15 protein-coding genes are annotated in these 17,179 nt (G+C 44.4%); 14 read left to right on the plus strand and 1 reads right to left on the minus strand.

The features are described from left to right. Positions 1–90: 90 nt before the first annotated feature. From ASL11_RS29805 to ASL11_RS29815, 3 genes are all read left to right on the plus strand, one after another. On the plus strand, positions 91–933 hold the full coding sequence (locus tag ASL11_RS29805; protein ID WP_056622935.1) for an RMD1 family protein: 843 nt from the start codon (positions 91–93) through the stop codon (positions 931–933). Between the two features lie 154 nt (positions 934–1,087). After that, complete coding sequence (locus ASL11_RS29810) at positions 1,088–1,732, plus strand: DUF2306 domain-containing protein (RefSeq protein ID WP_056622937.1); 645 nt, start codon at positions 1,088–1,090, stop codon at positions 1,730–1,732. Between the two features lie 10 nt (positions 1,733–1,742). Beyond that, positions 1,743–2,762, plus strand: a complete 1,020-nt coding sequence (locus ASL11_RS29815; protein ID WP_056622940.1) for a DJ-1/PfpI family protein — start codon at positions 1,743–1,745, stop codon at positions 2,760–2,762. Between the two features lie 23 nt (positions 2,763–2,785). Here ASL11_RS29815 and ASL11_RS29820 read toward each other — a convergent pair whose 3' ends face one another. Next, complete coding sequence (locus ASL11_RS29820; RefSeq protein WP_056622943.1) at positions 2,786–3,379, minus strand: TetR/AcrR family transcriptional regulator; 594 nt, start codon at positions 3,377–3,379, stop codon at positions 2,786–2,788. A gap of 425 nt (positions 3,380–3,804) precedes the next feature. Between ASL11_RS29820 and ASL11_RS29825 the strand changes: the two genes are divergently transcribed. From ASL11_RS29825 to ASL11_RS29875, 11 genes are all read left to right on the plus strand, one after another. Then, on the plus strand, positions 3,805–5,766 hold the full coding sequence (locus ASL11_RS29825; RefSeq protein ID WP_235550616.1) for an ABC transporter substrate-binding protein: 1,962 nt from the start codon (positions 3,805–3,807) through the stop codon (positions 5,764–5,766). Between the two features lie 90 nt (positions 5,767–5,856). Further along, positions 5,857–6,855, plus strand: coding sequence for an ABC transporter permease (locus ASL11_RS29830; protein ID WP_056622946.1), 999 nt, complete (start codon positions 5,857–5,859; stop codon positions 6,853–6,855). A gap of 3 nt (positions 6,856–6,858) precedes the next feature. Then, positions 6,859–8,004 carry an ABC transporter permease gene (locus ASL11_RS29835; RefSeq protein WP_082595965.1) on the plus strand — a complete coding sequence of 382 codons (1,146 nt, stop codon included), beginning with the start codon at positions 6,859–6,861 and terminating at the stop codon, positions 8,002–8,004. Between the two features lie 23 nt (positions 8,005–8,027). Beyond that, positions 8,028–9,083, plus strand: a complete 1,056-nt coding sequence (locus tag ASL11_RS29840) for an ABC transporter ATP-binding protein (RefSeq protein ID WP_056622949.1) — start codon at positions 8,028–8,030, stop codon at positions 9,081–9,083. Continuing rightward, positions 9,076–10,092 carry an ABC transporter ATP-binding protein gene (locus ASL11_RS29845; protein ID WP_056622953.1) on the plus strand — a complete coding sequence of 339 codons (1,017 nt, stop codon included), beginning with the start codon at positions 9,076–9,078 and terminating at the stop codon, positions 10,090–10,092. The genes ASL11_RS29840 and ASL11_RS29845 overlap by 8 nt, the downstream gene beginning before the upstream one ends. Then, entirely contained in the window at positions 10,085–10,654 is a 570-nt protein-coding gene (locus ASL11_RS29850) for an HAD family hydrolase (protein WP_056622955.1), read from the plus strand. Before ASL11_RS29845 ends, ASL11_RS29850 begins: the two co-directional genes overlap by 8 nt. Before the next feature lie 34 nt (positions 10,655–10,688). Continuing rightward, positions 10,689–11,735, plus strand: coding sequence for a LacI family DNA-binding transcriptional regulator (locus ASL11_RS29855; RefSeq protein WP_056622958.1), 1,047 nt, complete (start codon positions 10,689–10,691; stop codon positions 11,733–11,735). 10 nt (positions 11,736–11,745) lie between these two features. Beyond that, complete coding sequence (locus tag ASL11_RS29860; RefSeq protein WP_063795733.1) at positions 11,746–12,843, plus strand: Gfo/Idh/MocA family protein; 1,098 nt, start codon at positions 11,746–11,748, stop codon at positions 12,841–12,843. After that, on the plus strand, positions 12,840–13,559 hold the full coding sequence (locus ASL11_RS29865) for a ThuA domain-containing protein (RefSeq protein ID WP_056622963.1): 720 nt from the start codon (positions 12,840–12,842) through the stop codon (positions 13,557–13,559). The genes ASL11_RS29860 and ASL11_RS29865 overlap by 4 nt, the downstream gene beginning before the upstream one ends. A 113-nt stretch (positions 13,560–13,672) precedes the next feature. Continuing rightward, entirely contained in the window at positions 13,673–14,428 is a 756-nt protein-coding gene (locus ASL11_RS29870) for a glycerophosphodiester phosphodiesterase (protein WP_082595967.1), read from the plus strand. Then, complete coding sequence (locus ASL11_RS29875) at positions 14,425–17,151, plus strand: alpha-mannosidase (RefSeq protein ID WP_056622966.1); 2,727 nt, start codon at positions 14,425–14,427, stop codon at positions 17,149–17,151. The genes ASL11_RS29870 and ASL11_RS29875 overlap by 4 nt, the downstream gene beginning before the upstream one ends. Positions 17,152–17,179 lie beyond the last annotated feature (28 nt).

The following is a 17,179-nucleotide window of genomic DNA, read 5'->3' on the forward strand; positions in this document are numbered from 1 at the left end:
GCTACCCATGGTATCAATGAGCGAGGATTGAAGAACACTTTTTCTGTCCAAAATAGGAGTAAAACTCTTTCAGACAGATGAGTGGTGACTATGAAGGACTTAACATTTAAAGCTTTAGCCATAACGAATGAAATCGATTTGAACAAAATTGCCACCTATTGCGGGATTCCCAAAAAATTTACGTGGGAACAGCCTTTAAGTTTAAGAGGTGACATTCTTTCTAAGATTCTCCATAAAGATATAGCTGGCTTACAACAAGTGTTTGTGTTTTCTTTCGGAAGCGTTGTCTTTGTTAATCACCTAGACAAGGGAGAAATAGCTAGCTTCTTGAAGTTTATTCAGACAATTGAACCAGATATCGATCTTCAACATTCAGAGAAATACACGGAAAACTACAGGCTCCACACTGAGCAAATCGCTAACATGGAATTGACTGACAAGTATGTCGTAGTCGCTGAATTTGAGTCCTATTACCCGGAGTTAATCTCGACAGTCCTTGCAAAATCAGTTGCACTTGAAAAGATTGAGGAACAGCTTGGGAAAATTCATGATAGTCTCGAAATAATGATCGATAGACTTGAAAAAGGGAAGCTTCGTGTAGGCAACAAAGAATTGGCAAGAACGACAGCTCAAATTGTTCGTCATGAATATAACACCCTTGCGTATATCATGATATTGGATAAACCTGATTTGACTTGGTCAAACAGCTCTGCGGGCCATTTTTACGATGAGATGATCGAATTTTTTGAATTGAGTGATCGGTTCAAAATTCTTAAAAGCAAAACGGATATTTTGTATCACATTTTGGAAGGTTTTTCAAACATTAGTCACTCCATCCGAGGCCTGTTCGTTGAATGGATTGTTGTGATTCTCATTGTTATTGAAGTGGTATTAACGATATTGCAAATCTTAGGTTGGATTCCCTCACATTAACCCAAAGCGGCCCCTTCAATGAGGAGGTCGCTTTTTTGCTTCTTCCTATTTTTGTAACAATTCAATAGGAGAAAAGCTATGGTTTATATTATAATAAAAAAGACCGTACGGTTCGGTTTTTAATTAAAAGCTCCTCCATAGGAAGGATAAAGGTATGTCCACTAGTAAAAAAGCTTACTTATTCATGTTATTAATAACAGTTGTATTTATCGTGTACGTCTTGTACGCCAACTTCGTTCATGATCCGCAAGCAACCGTATTTCTAGGCCATAAAGAAACGCTTAAACGAGTTTTACATACGGAAGTCTGGCTGAAAGTGATGAATGTACATGTCATTTTCGCATGTATGGCTATGCTATCGGGGGCAGCTAATTTCTCAACAGCTATCTTGAAAAAGTATCGTAAATTCCATCGAATGAACGGGTATTTCTACTTGATGTCCGTGGTCATCGTTGACGTCACTTCCGGATATATGGCGCCATATGCGACAGGTGGGAAGGCTAGCAGCATGGGGTTTAACTTGATGAATATTGTGTGGCTGGTTATGACCATCGTTGCCATCGTAAAGATCAAGAAAAAACAGGTCAATCGACATCGGAAGTGGATGACGAGGAGTTATGCTTTCGTGTTTACGAATCTCACGATTCATACCCTAACTGCGCTGCTCCACGATGGAGTCGGCCTTGCGTATACAACCAGCTACACGATAGCCGTGTACGGATCGATTATCTGTCTCATGCTGGCTGCTGAGATCGTTATTCGAACTGTTTTTAGAAAACCTAGCACGACAATGATCTGAAGGAGGGACTATTATGCACGTTCAAGTCGTATTATTTGATGGATTCGATCTCATGGACGCGTTAGCTCCATACGAAGTTTTCGCTGCAGCGGCGATGTATGCGGGTGGAGCCATGACGGTGGAACTAGTGTCAGCAGAAGGGAAACGCTCGGTACCGAGCGGCATGAAAGGACCTGCGATCGAAGCGCAAGCCGCATTAGATCCGAGCCGCTCAGGTATTATTCTTGTTCCTGGAGGTTCAGGCAAGCCAGAGGGAGATTCCGAAGATGCCGTTCCTAGTATTCTGAGGTTGGCCATGGAGTCTGATTTAACATCGTTGATGAAACAAGCATTGGAGAATGAGCATATCACGGTTGCGACAGTGTGCGGAGGTTCATTGGTGCTTGCCATGGGGGGCCTGTTGGAAGGGCGGAATGCGGTCACGAATCATTTGGGGATGTCTGCCTTAGGAGCCACGGGTGCAATTCCGATTGAAGCCAGAGTCGTTGAGGATCGACATCGGTTGGTAAGCGGGGGAGGTGTGACATCAGGACTTGATGTAGCCCTGTACTTGGTGGAGCGTGAAGTAGGGCCCCAAATCGCATCTGCTGTAGAGAAATTATTTGAGTATGAACGGCGGGGGACGGTGTGGCGTGCACAAGGTATGGTACCGATTAACTTCGCAGTGAGTTCAGATCCATCTAGCGAAGATCTGCTTATCCCTTTCGTTGCTGAGACTACCGCTGGAGATTCGATGATAGAAGGCACGTGGCAAATGATGATCGCAACGCCTATTGGTAAAATGTCCGTCATGCTGCATATTTCCATGAAGGACGGATCCATCTGGGGGACAGCAACACAAGGTGACGAGGTTGACGAACTCCTTAATCCTACCTGGGACGGTCGTCAAATGACATGGATGCAGAAGGTGAAGAAGCCGATGAGACTGAATTTGAAGTTCGAGGTAACGGTGCAAGGTGACGTTATGAGTGGAACTGCCAAAGCAGGGATGCTGCCGTCATCGAAGGTTACAGGCAGACGAGTGCACTGAACAAGCGCAGAGAAAAACGGCTGCTAATGAGCCTTGTAGGTCATGAGCAGCCGTTCAATATGTTGCATGGCATAAGCGACATGACGGTTGTCACGCGTTAACCTGCTGGCCATGATGGCACCTTCAATGGTTGAAAAAATAAAAGAAGCCACAGATTCTAACTCTATTTCAGGTTGAAATTCCCCTGTACTCACCCCTTGAGCCAATAAGGATTGAATGAATTCCAACATTTGCGTGTAAGCCCCTACAGCATGATCTCGAAGAACAGGAAATGAGTGGTCGCTTTCGACCGCTGTATTTAAGAAAGGGCATCCGCCTTGAATCGGAGGGTTATGGACGGTATCCCGGTACACATCGCACATGGCTAAAATTTTACCGATTGCCGTGTCCTGAAGTTCGATAGCCGCGGAGAAATGCTGCCATAAGACTTGTCCAGCGTATTGGAAAGCTTCAATCGCAATGTCGTCTTTGCTGGTGAAAGTGCGATAGATCGCTCCTTTAGTTAAGCCAGTCGCGTCCATAATATCTTGCATCGTCGTGCCTGTGTACCCTTTATCATTAAATAGAACAGCCGACTTCTCAATGATGCGGAGTTTCGTTTGTTCACCTTTGCGCATGGGGATAATTCCTCTCTAACCAATCTGACCATTTTAGCTCAATTATAACACATCGCAACGCACCTGATTACCCTTTCACCGTTCCCACAGTGACACCCCCACATTCTTCCAAAAAAACGGTTGCAAACGATTCAAATCCGATGTAAGATACAAATAAGCAAAAAGCAAACGCTTACAATCAATTGTATTAAACCGGTTTAACAAAGCGGAATAGGAAAGTTCACATCTTAGGAAGAGTACCCGCATAGCTTGTGTAAAGCGCTTACATTTTATTAAAACGGTTTAACTACATACAGGTCAAAAAAATTTATAATCTTATTAAACCGGTTTAAGGATATTCTGCCTTGGAGGTGAAAGGTACCGATTTTCAATTTAAGCGATAAGGCATAAGGAAGAACAAGTTTAACATTATGGAGGGGATTGGCTTGAAAAGAAGTGGTTTGTTTATTGGGATGATGTTGGTATTTGCAGTTGTTTTTGCGGCATGTGAGAGTGAAAGTGAACCAAAAGCAAGCTCAGCAGTGAAAGAAACAACAGGTCCAGTTGCATCAGCGGCTACAAAGATAAGCGGATTCAAAGAAGCCCCGATGTTAGCTAAGCTTGTTACTGCAGGATCGCTTAAGCCAGTGACAGATCGGATGCCTGTTAAGGAAGATATTATGGTCGAAAAGGTAACGGATGAGATCGGTAAGTACGGCGGAGACTGGAAAATGCCTTGGGCAGGACCCAATGATCGCTGGACGGTTGGTGCACCGACCGAGGAGTCGCTCTTCCGTTTTAATAAGGATGGAAGTACGGTTGAGCCAAACGTTGCCAAAAGCTTTGAAGTGAATAAAGACTCAACGGAATTCACGATCCATTTGAGAAAAGGAATGAAATGGTCAGATGGTATGCCTTTTACAGCAGATGATGTCCTGTTCTATTGGGAACATATGCTTACGAAAGAAACATTCGGTAAAAAGATTTATGATGCTTACTACTCCATCGATCCTGTATCCGGAGAAAAGGCATTGGCAACCGTGACTAAAGTGGATGATTATACGTTTAAAATTACTCATAAATATCCTAGCGTACTATTTCTAGAGCGTGTTGCTATTGATAACAAATGGTTCTTTGCACCGGCACATTTCCAAAAAACGATCTTACCTGAGTTTGTAGGTGATGCGAAGGCGCTTGAAATTGCGAAGCAATGGGGCTTTGCCGATGTGAAATCTTTCTTGGTAGCAACAGGCTATTACGATTGGATTAATCCTCAGATCCCAAACTTAAGACCTTGGGTAGCTAAAAACGATCCGAATAGTGATCAATTTATTATGGAGCGTAATCCTTACTATTGGAAAGTGGATAGCGAAGGCAATCAACTGCCTTATATGGACCGTCTCGTAGCAACCAAAGTGCAGGATCCAGCACAAAGAGTTCTTGGCGCATTAGCTGGCGATTATAATCTACTTGACTTTGATTTTAAAGATTTCACGGTATTGAAAGAAAATGAGAAAAAAGCTGGGTTCACTGTCACGCCTTGGACGCAAGCAGCATGGTCGAGTGCGGGTCTTCAATTCAATCAGACTATAGGTGATCCTAATCTGCGTAAGCTTTTCCAAGACATTAAATTTAGAGAAGCTGTTTCTGTTGCGGTCGACCGCAAAGAAATTTCAGAAATTGTAACGAACGGCTTAGGAGCTCCTCAACAAGCTTCCGTTCCGGAAGGCTTGGTTGGCTATCAAAAGGGCTGGGCCGATCAATGGAGTAAATTTGATCCGGCACGAGCGAATCAACTTCTGGATGAAATTGGTTTGACGAAACGTGATAAAAACAATTTCCGTTTGAACGCTGACGGATCTGATCTAACGATTACGGTTATTGAGAACACAACGAATACAGCAACTTTCTTGGAATTAGTCAAAAAATATTATGAAAAAGTGGGTATCAAGGTAGATATCAAAGTTGTAGATGCCGGTACGCATAATGATCTCAAATACGCGAATAAGATCCCAGCAACGACAGAAAATATTTCGCTCGTCAATGTAGCGTTTAGACCAGATACACTTGTACCGCTGCGCGTATTGACACCATGGCTTGGAAATTATGGCTTGTACACGTCATCCAATGGGAAAGACGGCGTTAAGCCGGAAGGTGATATCGCGTTGATTTTGGATTACTGGAATAAAGTTAAATCTTCGACAACCAAGGAAGATATTACGAAGTGGAGCAATGAAATCATTAAACTCAATCAAAAAAATCAATGGCTGATTGGTTATGCAGGCCCAACACCTAAGCTGATTGTTGCATCTAACAAGATCGGCAACGTGCCTAAGAATTTAATTTATGCGGATGAATTCCGCAGCTTAGGTCATGGACATCCGTCTCAATTCTTTATTAAACAATAGATCATTGGTAACGACATACTGGGGAAAGTTGATTTCCCCAGTATACGTTTCAAGAGAATCATCGAATTAACCGGAGAGGACAGGATCTAGATGCTCCAATATATTTTAAGAAGAATCATTATGGTCATACCCGTCGTTTTTGTTATATCCGTAATCGTCTTCTATATCATTCAATTACCTCCAGGTGACTATGTTTCATCGTATGCGGCGAAGATGTCTGCAGCGGGTGAAGTCATGACACAAGCAGATATTGCTGAAATGAGAGCTGCTTTAAAATTGGATCAACATTGGTTTATTCAATATTTGGATTGGATGAAAAACATATTCACCGATTTCAACTTCGGATACTCATTTAGCTATAACAAGCCTGTATTGAGCGTGATATCGCAATTTATGGCGTTAACCTTGATCGTTTCTCTGGCGACGATGGTATTTACGTACGCGGTGGCTATTCCGATCGGGATTTATTGTGCAGTAAAGCAATATTCCATCGGTGATTACATTTTCTCAGCATTCGGTTTCCTTGGCATGGCTACACCTCACTTTTTAATGGCGATCATTCTCATGTATCTGTCCTACGTATATTTTGGTGATCCATTGTTAGGTTTGTTTTCGAGTGAATACGCAAGTGCGGCATGGTCGATGGGCAAAATTCTTGACTTGCTGAAACATATGATTATCCCTGTTATTGTCATTGGTTTAGCGAATACAGCAGAACTCATTCGAGTTATGAGAGGGCAAATGCTGGACGAATTGAATAAGCCGAATGTGGTGACGGCACGGTCCAAAGGCTTATCGGAAACGAAAATATTACTGAAATACCCGACGCGCGCTGCGCTCAACCCGATCGTAAGTACCCTTGGATGGTCATTAACGTCCATTTTTACAGGTTCAACGATTACAGCGATTGTTCTGAATTTGCCGATTCAAGGTCCAGTCATGTACAACGCATTATTAGCTCAGGATATGTATCTGGCAGGCACGTGGTTATTATTTATGGCCGTGTTAACGGTTGTGGGAACATTAATTTCGGATATCTTGTTGGCATGGCTTGATCCCAAAATTCGCACGGCATTCAGAGGTGTGTGACCTATGAAACCAATAACATCAATAGGAAATCAAATATCGACCAGATTCAAGCGTCCCAAAAACAACGATGTCTACTACAGCTCACAGTGGCGTCTTATCTATCGCAGGTTGAAAAAACATAAATTAGCTCGTGTCAGTTTAATTATTTTAGGCTTATTCTACTTAGCTGCGATCTTTGCTCAGTTCATTGCGCCTTATGGATTACAAAGCTACGACAGTAAATATGTTAATGCGCCTCCTACGAAACTGAGCTTCAAGGACGCGGAAGGCCATTTTCATATGAGACCATTTGTTAATGAGCTCAAATCTGGCAGAGATCCTGTTACACTGCGGAAAATGTTTGTGCAGGACGAGAGTGTTCGTCATCCGCTGCGTTTCTTGGTAAAAGGGGAAAGCTACAAATTTCTTGGCTTGATCCCAACGAAAACCCACCTATTTGGTGTAGATGAGCCCGGTCGTATCTTTCTTTTCGGTACAGATGGTATGGGCAGAGATTTATTGTCGCGTGTTGTTCTGGGTAGTCAAATTTCATTAAGTATCCCGCTCATTGGCGTGTTTATAAGCTTCGTCTTAGGCTTGTTTATCGGAGGCATATCCGGTTATTTCGGTGGATGGATTGACTCTGTTATTCAGCGGTTCATTGAAATCATTCGTTCCTTTCCAACGCTTCCTTTATGGATGGCCTTATCAGCTGCCATACCAGCCCGCGTTCCCGTCGTGACCATGTATCTGTATATCGTCATCATCTTTGCATTCATCGGTTGGACGGATTTAGCTAGGGTTGCGAGAGGAAAGTTTATATCATTAAAAAATGAAGAATATGTTTTAGCAGCTAAAATAGCCGGTGTTAGCGACGCTAAAATTATCATAAAGCATCTTTTGCCTGGATTTATCTCCTATTTGGTTGTGGCGACGACACTTGCCATCCCAGGTATGATTCTGGGGGAGACAGCGATGAGCTTTCTAGGACTTGGCATACGATCTCCTGCGACCAGCTGGGGTGTACTCCTTCAGGAAGCACAGCAAATTGAGAACATTGCTTTGTATCCTTGGAAGCTAATTCCACTCGGATTTGTCATTGTTACCGTATTAACGTTTAACTTTCTAGGCGACGGTTTGCGTGATGCAGCCGATCCATACAAGAAATAAACTAAGGTAAGGCGGGGAATGTCATGACATTAAAAGCTGTTATTGATTCACAATCCGAACTACCCTTACTGTCCGTGCAAGACCTCAAGATTCGTATTCAGATGGATAATGGGGAAATGAGGGCCGTAGATGGCGTTGATTTTGATATAAAAAGAGGGAAAACACTTGGACTGGTTGGCGAGTCTGGCTGTGGGAAAAGCTTAACCAGCAGAGCTATTATCAGCATTAATCCTAAAGAGTGCGAAACTTCCGGTAAGATTGTGTATCACTCTACGTCGGAGAAGGAGTTACATGAATTAAATTTGTTATCGCTTGATACAAAGGGGAAACAAATTCGATCCATTCGCGGCCGGAAAATTGCGATGATTTTTCAAGAGCCGATGACGGCATTTTCACCGATGTATACCATTGGCAATCAGATCATGGAATCGATCCTCATCCACCGCACCAAAGATAAAAAAGAAGCGAAAAAAATCGCACTTGAAATGTTAAGCAAAGTGGGCATTTCGGATGAAGCGAAAAGATTTGACCAGTACCCGCATGAATTCTCGGGTGGTATGCGTCAGCGGGCGATGATCTCCATGGCCTTATCCTGTAATCCGGAATTGTTAATCGCCGATGAACCTACGACTGCGCTCGATGTTACCATTCAAGCCCAAGTGATGGAGCTGATGAAGGGTCTTCAGAAAGAGTTTGGCATGGCGATATTACTCGTAACGCATGATCTGGGCATCATTGCAGAGATGTGCGATGAAGTAGCTGTCATGTATTTAGGGAAGATTGTGGAGCAGTCGACCGTAGGCGAAATTTTTAAAAATCCCAAACATCCTTATACCAAAGGCTTGCTCAATTCGATGCCTAAGTTAGCTGGAAATAGAAATAAACGATTAGAATCGATCGAGGGTACCGTTCCGATGCCAATCGATATGCCTCCGATGTGCGGTTTCTATGACCGATGCAAAGATCGGATTGAAGGGGTATGCAACAAACAAGCCGTTCCTAAAACGCGAATATCCGATAACCATATGGTTAGATGTTTCCTTTACACGAAGGAAGGTGAGGAGCGTACCTATGTCTAAACCTATTTTGAAAGTAAACCATCTAATCAAAAACTTTGAAGTAAAAGACAAAAATAAATTGTTTGCTAGGCCTTCATCCGTTCGTGTGTTGAACGATGTTTCTTTCGAACTCATGGAGGGAGAAACGCTAAGTATAGTTGGTGAATCAGGCTGTGGGAAAACAACGCTAGGCCGTTGCATCGTGAGGGGAATGAATGCTTCCTCTGGGGAAGTGATCTACCATACGGAAAGCGATGAGCAAGTTGATTTTCTAGGCCTTCGCGGGAAGGAATTCAAGAAATTCAGGAAAGATATTCAGATGATCTTTCAGGATCCGTATTCCTCACTAAGTCCGAGAATGAGTGTGTATGACATTATTTCGGAGCCGTTACTCGCTAATTTTAAGCTAACGAAAGCGGAGCTGGATGAAAAAGTAACCTTAATCGCTGAGAAAACGGGATTGAATGTCAGCTACCTCAAGCGTTATCCGCATGCCTTCTCTGGGGGACAAAGACAGCGTATCGCGATTGCCCGTGCACTTATTTCCAATCCTAGACTCATCGTCTGCGATGAAGCCGTATCGGCCTTGGATGTGTCAATCAAAGCACAAATTATTAATTTGTTGAAGGATTTGCAGAAGCAGCTTCAGATTACGTATATTTTCATCTCGCATGATTTATCTATCGTACAAAATATTTCTGACCGTGTGGCAGTGATGCACTTGGGCCGGATTGTCGAGTTAGCACCTGTGGATTCCCTATTTCAAACGCCTAAGCATCCTTATTCGGAGGCACTTCTGTCAGCCGTACCGGAGCCAGACCCGGATTATAAGAAGGACCGAATCATTCTCGAAGGTGAAGTACCGAATCCGGCCAATCCTCCTAGCGGGTGTCATTTCCATCCTAGGTGTATGTATAAGACCGACAAATGTGTGAAGGAAGAACCGAAGCTGCAGGATCTAGGCAACAAACATTACGCAGCTTGTCATTATGCTGATCAATTAAACTTAAGAGGTGTCGTACATGAGTAAACCAACAACGAAAGATCATATAGCGATTGATCCCAATGCGAAGAAACTGATTGTTTTCCTGGACTGTGGAGATACCATCATTGATGAAGGAACCGAAATTAGAGATGATCATGATATTGTGATTAAAGCTGATCTGATTCCTGGGGCTGATGTGATGGTGCGGACACTTGCCGAACGTGGCTATATCCTGGCTCTTGTAGCTGACGGGAGAGCGCAATCGTTCAAAAATATGCTAACAGATCATGGCTTGTATGATTATTTTACCACGATGATTTATTCCGAAACGATTAAGGACTCAAAACCAAGTCCTCGTATGTTTAAAGCCGCGATGGGCGCGTTAGAACTCACAGAGCAGGACTGCTCAAGAATCGTCATGGTGGGTAACAACCTAAGCCGAGACGTGAAAGGTGCTAATCAAATGGGGATTACGAGCATCTTCTTGAGCTGGACGTCAAGGTACCCGAAGGTGCATGAAGACGAAAGTCAAAGACCTGATTATACCATTAGCAATCCGGTAGATTTAATTGACTTGGTCGAGAAGCTTAATGCACAATTGGAATAAATGGATATTGTAACGAAGGGATGTTTACCCGAACATGGCAAAAATTGATGATGTTGCAAGGCTAGCTAAAGTCTCAAAAGGGACAGTTTCCAATGTCTTTAGCCAAAAAAGACCGACAAGCAACGAAGTCAGAGAGCGTGTGATGAGTGTTTCTAGACAATTAAATTATGTCCCTAATCATACTGCGCGAAGCTTGGTTACCAAGAAAACGATGGCCATTGGCTTAACCATACCGCACGGCAGCTTCTTCTTTAGCGCATTTCATACGCAGTTTATCAACGGGGTCATTCTGGAAGCAGCTTATTATGGGTATAGGGTCCTATTAGATATCATTCCTGTACATGAGGTGAAAACGCCATTTTTGACGAGTTATCCGATAGATGGTGCTGTTGTGATGAGGCCTACGGCCAATGATGAACGAATCAACCTCATGCATATGGGACAGATCCCTTTTGTGACGGTAGGTCATGTGATGAATGAAAACATAGAGCATTCTCCAAGCGTAGATAACGATAATGGACAGATGATGTCCAATATTTGCGAGTATTTAGTTGGCAAAGGCCATAAAGATATTATGTTTTTGAATGCGAATGAGCATATGACCGTTTCTATTGACCGAAAAGCTAGCTTCATTCAAGCCATGAAGGATCGTGGGCTAGACGTGGAGGAGCACATGATTCATCATAAGCCTGAGCTGAACTCAAGTGAATATATGGATTATGGATATGAAGAGACGATCGATATTCTCGGTAAGCAAAAGAAAACAGTGACCGCAATTATTGCGGACGATGATCGTACCGCATTCAGTGTTCTTAATGCCATTAAGGATCTAAATCTTAGTGTACCTGGGGATGTCTCATTATTTGTGATATGCGGAGATAACTCGATGATGGTGCAATCGAACCCGTCTTTGACGAGCATGGATTTGCAGCCATCTGAATTAGGTGCCCAATCTGTCCGATTGTTAATGCATCAATTAGGTGTTCTGCAAGGTGATTATGATGAAAATATCATTGTTGAAGGCAAAATTATAGAGCGAAATTCAGTCTCGACGATTGGTCACGAGGAAGATCGCAAATAAGGGAGCGAACATGATGAGTAATAAACAATGGAACGTAGGCATTATTGGCCTTGGCGGTATCGGCGATTATCATATGAACAATCTTGCGAAAATTCACAATACAAACGTTGTCGCCATCTGTGATGTGAATGCGAAAGCGGTGGAACAGGTCGGTGAGCGTCTGAATTTGCCAGCTGAGAAGCGATACACGGATTATCGAGCCATCATAGCTGATCCTGACATCGATTTCGTCATTTCAGGCGTATCCAATAAGTTCCATTGTGACATCTTGAAAGTGGCGATTGCATGCGGTAAACCGATATTTTCGGAGAAGCCTTTTACCCGAACCATGGAGGAGGCGGATGACTTAATACGGTTGTATGAAGCAAATCCGATACCATGTATGATCGGCTTCTCGTATCGGTATAGACCTTGCTTCCAATATGTGAAGCAGCTCGTTACGGACGGTGCTTTAGGCCGAATCCGGCATATCGCTGCGCACTATTTGCAAGAGGAAAACGCGCCAATGTTTAATAAGGAATACACGTGGCGATTTAATAAAGAGATGGCAGGATCCGGCATATTAGCGGATATTGGCTCGCATATGGTGGATGCGGCACGCTTTTTTGTAGGCGAATTTACGCAGGTGTCAGGTATGATGACCACGTTCACGGATCGCCGATTGGATAAGCGAACAGGGGAGTACGCCGAAGTTGATGTGGATGATTTTACTGGCTTTCAATGTGTATTAGAGGGCGGCGTGATGGGGTCGTTCTATACCCATAAGAATGCAATTGGCACGGGGAATCAATTCAACGTTACCTTATTTGGCGACTTGGGTACGGTCCGAATGTCAGTTGAAAAGCCAAATGAGGTTCATTTGACGATCAGATCGGGCGAAAATCTACAACTGACCGAATCTGTCATTCACTTGGATGAGAAATCAATGAAGCCGATGCTGCAGGACTTTGTAGATTATTTGGAGCAAAAGAACTCTTCTTCGCTCCCGACCATTATCGATGGATACCGTAACCAACAAGTGCTGCAAGCCATCATAGATTCAGCGCAAGACGGCGTAACGAGAAGCTTATCGCACCATTCGAATGTGAAAAGGGAGGAGCTTGTATGATCCGAGTAACGATATGGAATGAATTTCTTCAGGAGCAAAGAAAAGAAGCGGTAGCTCGGATCTATCCCAAAGGTATGCACGGAGCTATTGCTGATGGCATTCGTCAGGATGGATTTGAAATAAGCTGTGCAACTTTCAATGAGCCTGAACATGGGTTAACCCAAGAAAAGCTTGATCTGACGGATGTCCTTATTTATTGGGGACACGTTGAGCATAAGGGCTTTCAAGATATCGTTGTTGATCGTATATGTAAACGAGTACATGAAGGTATGGGGCTAATCGTACTTCACTCAGGTCATCATTCCAAATTGTTTCGCAAACTGATGGGCACTTCTTGCGATCTGCTTTGGAGAGAAGCGGATGAGAAAGAGCGACTGTGGGTTTTGGATCCATCACATCCAATCGTAGAGGGAATAGGACCTTATATCGATTTGGAAGAGGAAGAAATGTACGGAGAGCATTTCGATATTCCTACACCAGAGGAATTAATCCTTGTCAGTTGGTTTCAAGGGGGCGAAGTGTTCCGCAGCGGATGCACGTATCGTCGCGGCCAAGGGAAAATTTTTTATTTCCGTCCAGGTCACGAGACGTATCCTACCTACCATAACAAAGATGTGCAGCGCGTCATTGCCAATGCTGTGAAATGGACAGCCCCGATTCTAAGGGAAAAGACGTTTTACGGGCATCACATGCCGCTTGAGGATATCAAGAAGTAGTGAGCTTATGGCAGATAAAGCTTCTTTCATGGTGAAAGAAGCTGTTTGGCTTGCGATTTCAGTCACATTCAAGGCATGGAACTCGCAACTATGATTCTAGGTTGAGGTGAAAGATGATGAAGACCTATCCATTACTAACTGCACATACGGGATGTATGGGCACACCTGATAATAGTTTGCTTTCTATAGAAACGGCTTTTCATAGCGGCGCAGATATTGTGGAAGAAGATATACTAATAACTTCGGATGGGGTCCTTGTGCTTTCTCACGACGACAGCGTTTACTCCGTGGACGGGAGGGCATATAAGATTTCCCACATGAGCTATGCTGAGTTAAGTAAGCTGGAGATCAAAGCCCATTACGGGTCACCCGGGGAGACCATGCGGATCTTATCGTTGGCGTCGGTTCTGCCTATCTTAAAGGCTTCAGGTAAGAAAATGAATCTGGATTTGAAATCAGATGCCTGTATAGAACCTGTTTCCCGATTCGTAGAACAAAACGAGTTAATCGATCAGGTCATTCTTAGCGGGTGTGAGACTTTGCGGGCACAAGCTGTTGACCGTACGAATCCGCGCTTACGCAAGCTGCTGAACGTGGATACGTCCTTATTTCTAATGCTAAATGAGAGGGAAGCTGTTCGCATTAGCTGCGAGGACGCCTTGAGCGCAAATTGCTTTGGTCTCAACGTGAACTATCGGATTGTTGGGCCGGAGCTCCTTCAAGCAGCAGCCCTAAACGAGCTAGAAGTCTACATCTGGACGGTCAACACCGAAGATGAGATGAAGCATTTTATGGAGATGGGTGTTGGGTCGATTACGTCTCGCAATATTTCGGCTTTGGTGCAAGTAAGGGAGGGAGCTAAAAGATGAATTCGAAGCGAACAGCTCATATCATTTCCCATACCCATTGGGATCGAGAATGGTATTTACCTTATGAGAAACATCATGTGCGTCTCGTCAAACTCGTGGATGAGCTGCTGAATAAACTGGACCAAGATCCGAATTATCGCAGCTTTTTCTTGGACGGACAAACGATTATTCTTGAAGATTACCTGCAGGTCAGACCCGATCAGAAAGAGCGTTTATCCCGTTTGATTCGGGACGGCCGGATTTTGATTGGTCCTTGGTATATCTTGCAGGATGCATTCTTGACAAGTGGCGAGGCCAACGTAAGAAATATGCAGATTGGTCACCAAGATGCGATGAAATATGGACCTGTTTCGAAAATTGGCTACTTTCCCGATACCTTTGGGCTGGTAGGTCAGACGCCGCAACTGATGCGGCAATTCGGAATTACGAATGTGTTTTTCGGGCGAGGTGTTAAGCCAACAGGCTTTAACAACACCGTGTCTGATGGCGATTACGAATCTTCATTTTCGGAATTGACTTGGGAAGGGCCGGATGGATCACAGGTACTCGGCATTTTGTTTGCCAACTGGTATAACAATGGATGGGAAATCCCAGTTGATCGCGAAGAAGCGAGGGTCTATTGGGACCAGAAGCTGGCGGATGCAGAGAAATACGCGTCGATGGGCGAATTACTCTTCATGAATGGGTGTGACCATCAGCCAATTCAACTTGATTTGCCTGAAGCACTTCAAGTGGCGCGCGAGCTTTATCCAGATACAGCCTTTATTCATTCTAATTTTATTGATTATTTGCAAGCTGCCGAGCGTTCCTTGAACCGTGAGCTTTCCATAATAAAAGGCGAGCTTCGCAGCCAACGTACGGACGGTTGGAATACGCTTGTGAACACCGCCTCTGCCCGTGTTTATTTGAAGCAAATGAATCAGGTAGGGCAAGCGATGTTGGAAAAAGTGGCGGAGCCTTTGGCCGCTTTGGCACATGTCCTTGGAACAAAGGAGAAATATCCGCATCATCTGTTCACCTATGCGTGGAAAACACTGATGCAAAACCATCCGCATGACAGTATATGTGGATGTTCCGTAGACGAAGTGCACCGAGAAATGGTGACGCGTTTTGAGAAAAGTCGACACGTGGCAGAGGCCATCATCGACGAAAGCAAACGAGCCATTGCCGACATGATCGACACATCGGGCTTTGCCAACATGGGAGAAGACACGCTGCCCTTCATTGTGATGAACACATCTGGTTGGGAACGCAGCGGTGTTGTGAGCATCGAGCTTGATGCCTTGCGTTTGTACTTCCGAGACGGTTACACGCCTGAAGACGCAAGCCGTATCATTCAAGAGATGGATCTTTCTGGCAGGATACTCATGGATGAACATGGGAATGCCATCCCGTGTACGTTCCAAGATCTCGGACAACAATTTGGTTACGATCTGCCAGAAGACAAGTTCCGTCAACCTTATTTGTGCCGCAAAGTGAAGCTTCACTTTGAAGCAGAGAATGTTCCTGCATTAGGGCTGAAAGCGTATGCCTGGTTGAAACATGCAAAGGAAATGCCAACCTCCTCGTTGCTAGTTGGAGACCGCGTGCTGGAAAATGAGATGCTCAAGATCGAAGTCAGCGCGAACGGTTCATTCAACTTAACTGACAAGACAAACGGCCGTATCTATCGGGATCTAGGCATCTATGAGAATTCAGGGGACATCGGCAATGAATATATGTATAAACAGCCGGATGGTGAAACGCCACGAACGACCCATGGGGTGGCTGCGCAAATCCGAGTGTTAGAAGATACGCCATATCAAGCATCCATTGAAATTGTACACGATTGGGAAGTGCCTGCATCAGCAGACGCAATGCTAGAGTCGGAACAGCGCAACTTAAGCTACTTTGGTACGCGAAAAGCACAGCGCTCAACCCACATGGTACCTATGCAGATTCGCACCGTTATCAGCTTGAGCCGCAGGGGGCAGGGGGTAGACATTACAGCTACCTTCAACAACCAAGCGAAGGACCATCGTTTACGGATGCTCTTCCCAACGGATGTGAACACGCAGGTTCACCGCGTTGACACGATGTTTGAAGTCCCGCAGCGGGATAATGAGCCTGCTGCCGAATGGCAGAACCCAAGCAATACGCAGCATCAGCAAGCATTCGTTGATCTCAGTGAGGCCGGGGCAGGCTTGGTTATCGCCAATGTAGGCCTGAACGAATACGAGATTTTGCGTGATGGTCGCAATACAGTTGCAATAACACTGCTTCGAGCAGTTGGCGAGCTTGGTGACTGGGGGTTGTTCCCAACGCCAGAAGCACAATGTTTGGGGGAACACACCATCCGTATGGCGGTTATCCCACATAATGGGGATGGTATTCAGTCGGGCGCTTATGCGGAGGCTTATCAGTTCCAAATTCCATGGACATCCTGCCAGACAGATAACCACCCTGGAAGGATTTCACCTTCGTTTGCCCCATTCCAGTGGGAAGGCCGAGAGCTGGCATTCTCCTCTTTGAAAATGAAGGAAGGATCGGATGAGCTCTTGCTACGTTGGTACAACATGAGCTTCCAAAAGGCTAGCTTGCAGCTTAACTCTCATATTTCGTATAACGAGTTCTACAGGAGTTCAATCAGAGAAGAGCAGGGATCGCGCATCGAAGCTGAGTCTAATGATCAAATTCAATTGTCAGTTGGCCCATGTGAAATTGTGACGATCGGGATTCATTGATAATTTATAGATATCGGAGGAGAGAACA

It is taken from the genome of Paenibacillus sp. Soil750, assembly GCF_001428045.1.
Lineage (GTDB): Bacteria > Bacillota > Bacilli > Paenibacillales > NBRC-103111 > Paenibacillus_E > Paenibacillus_E allorhizoplanae.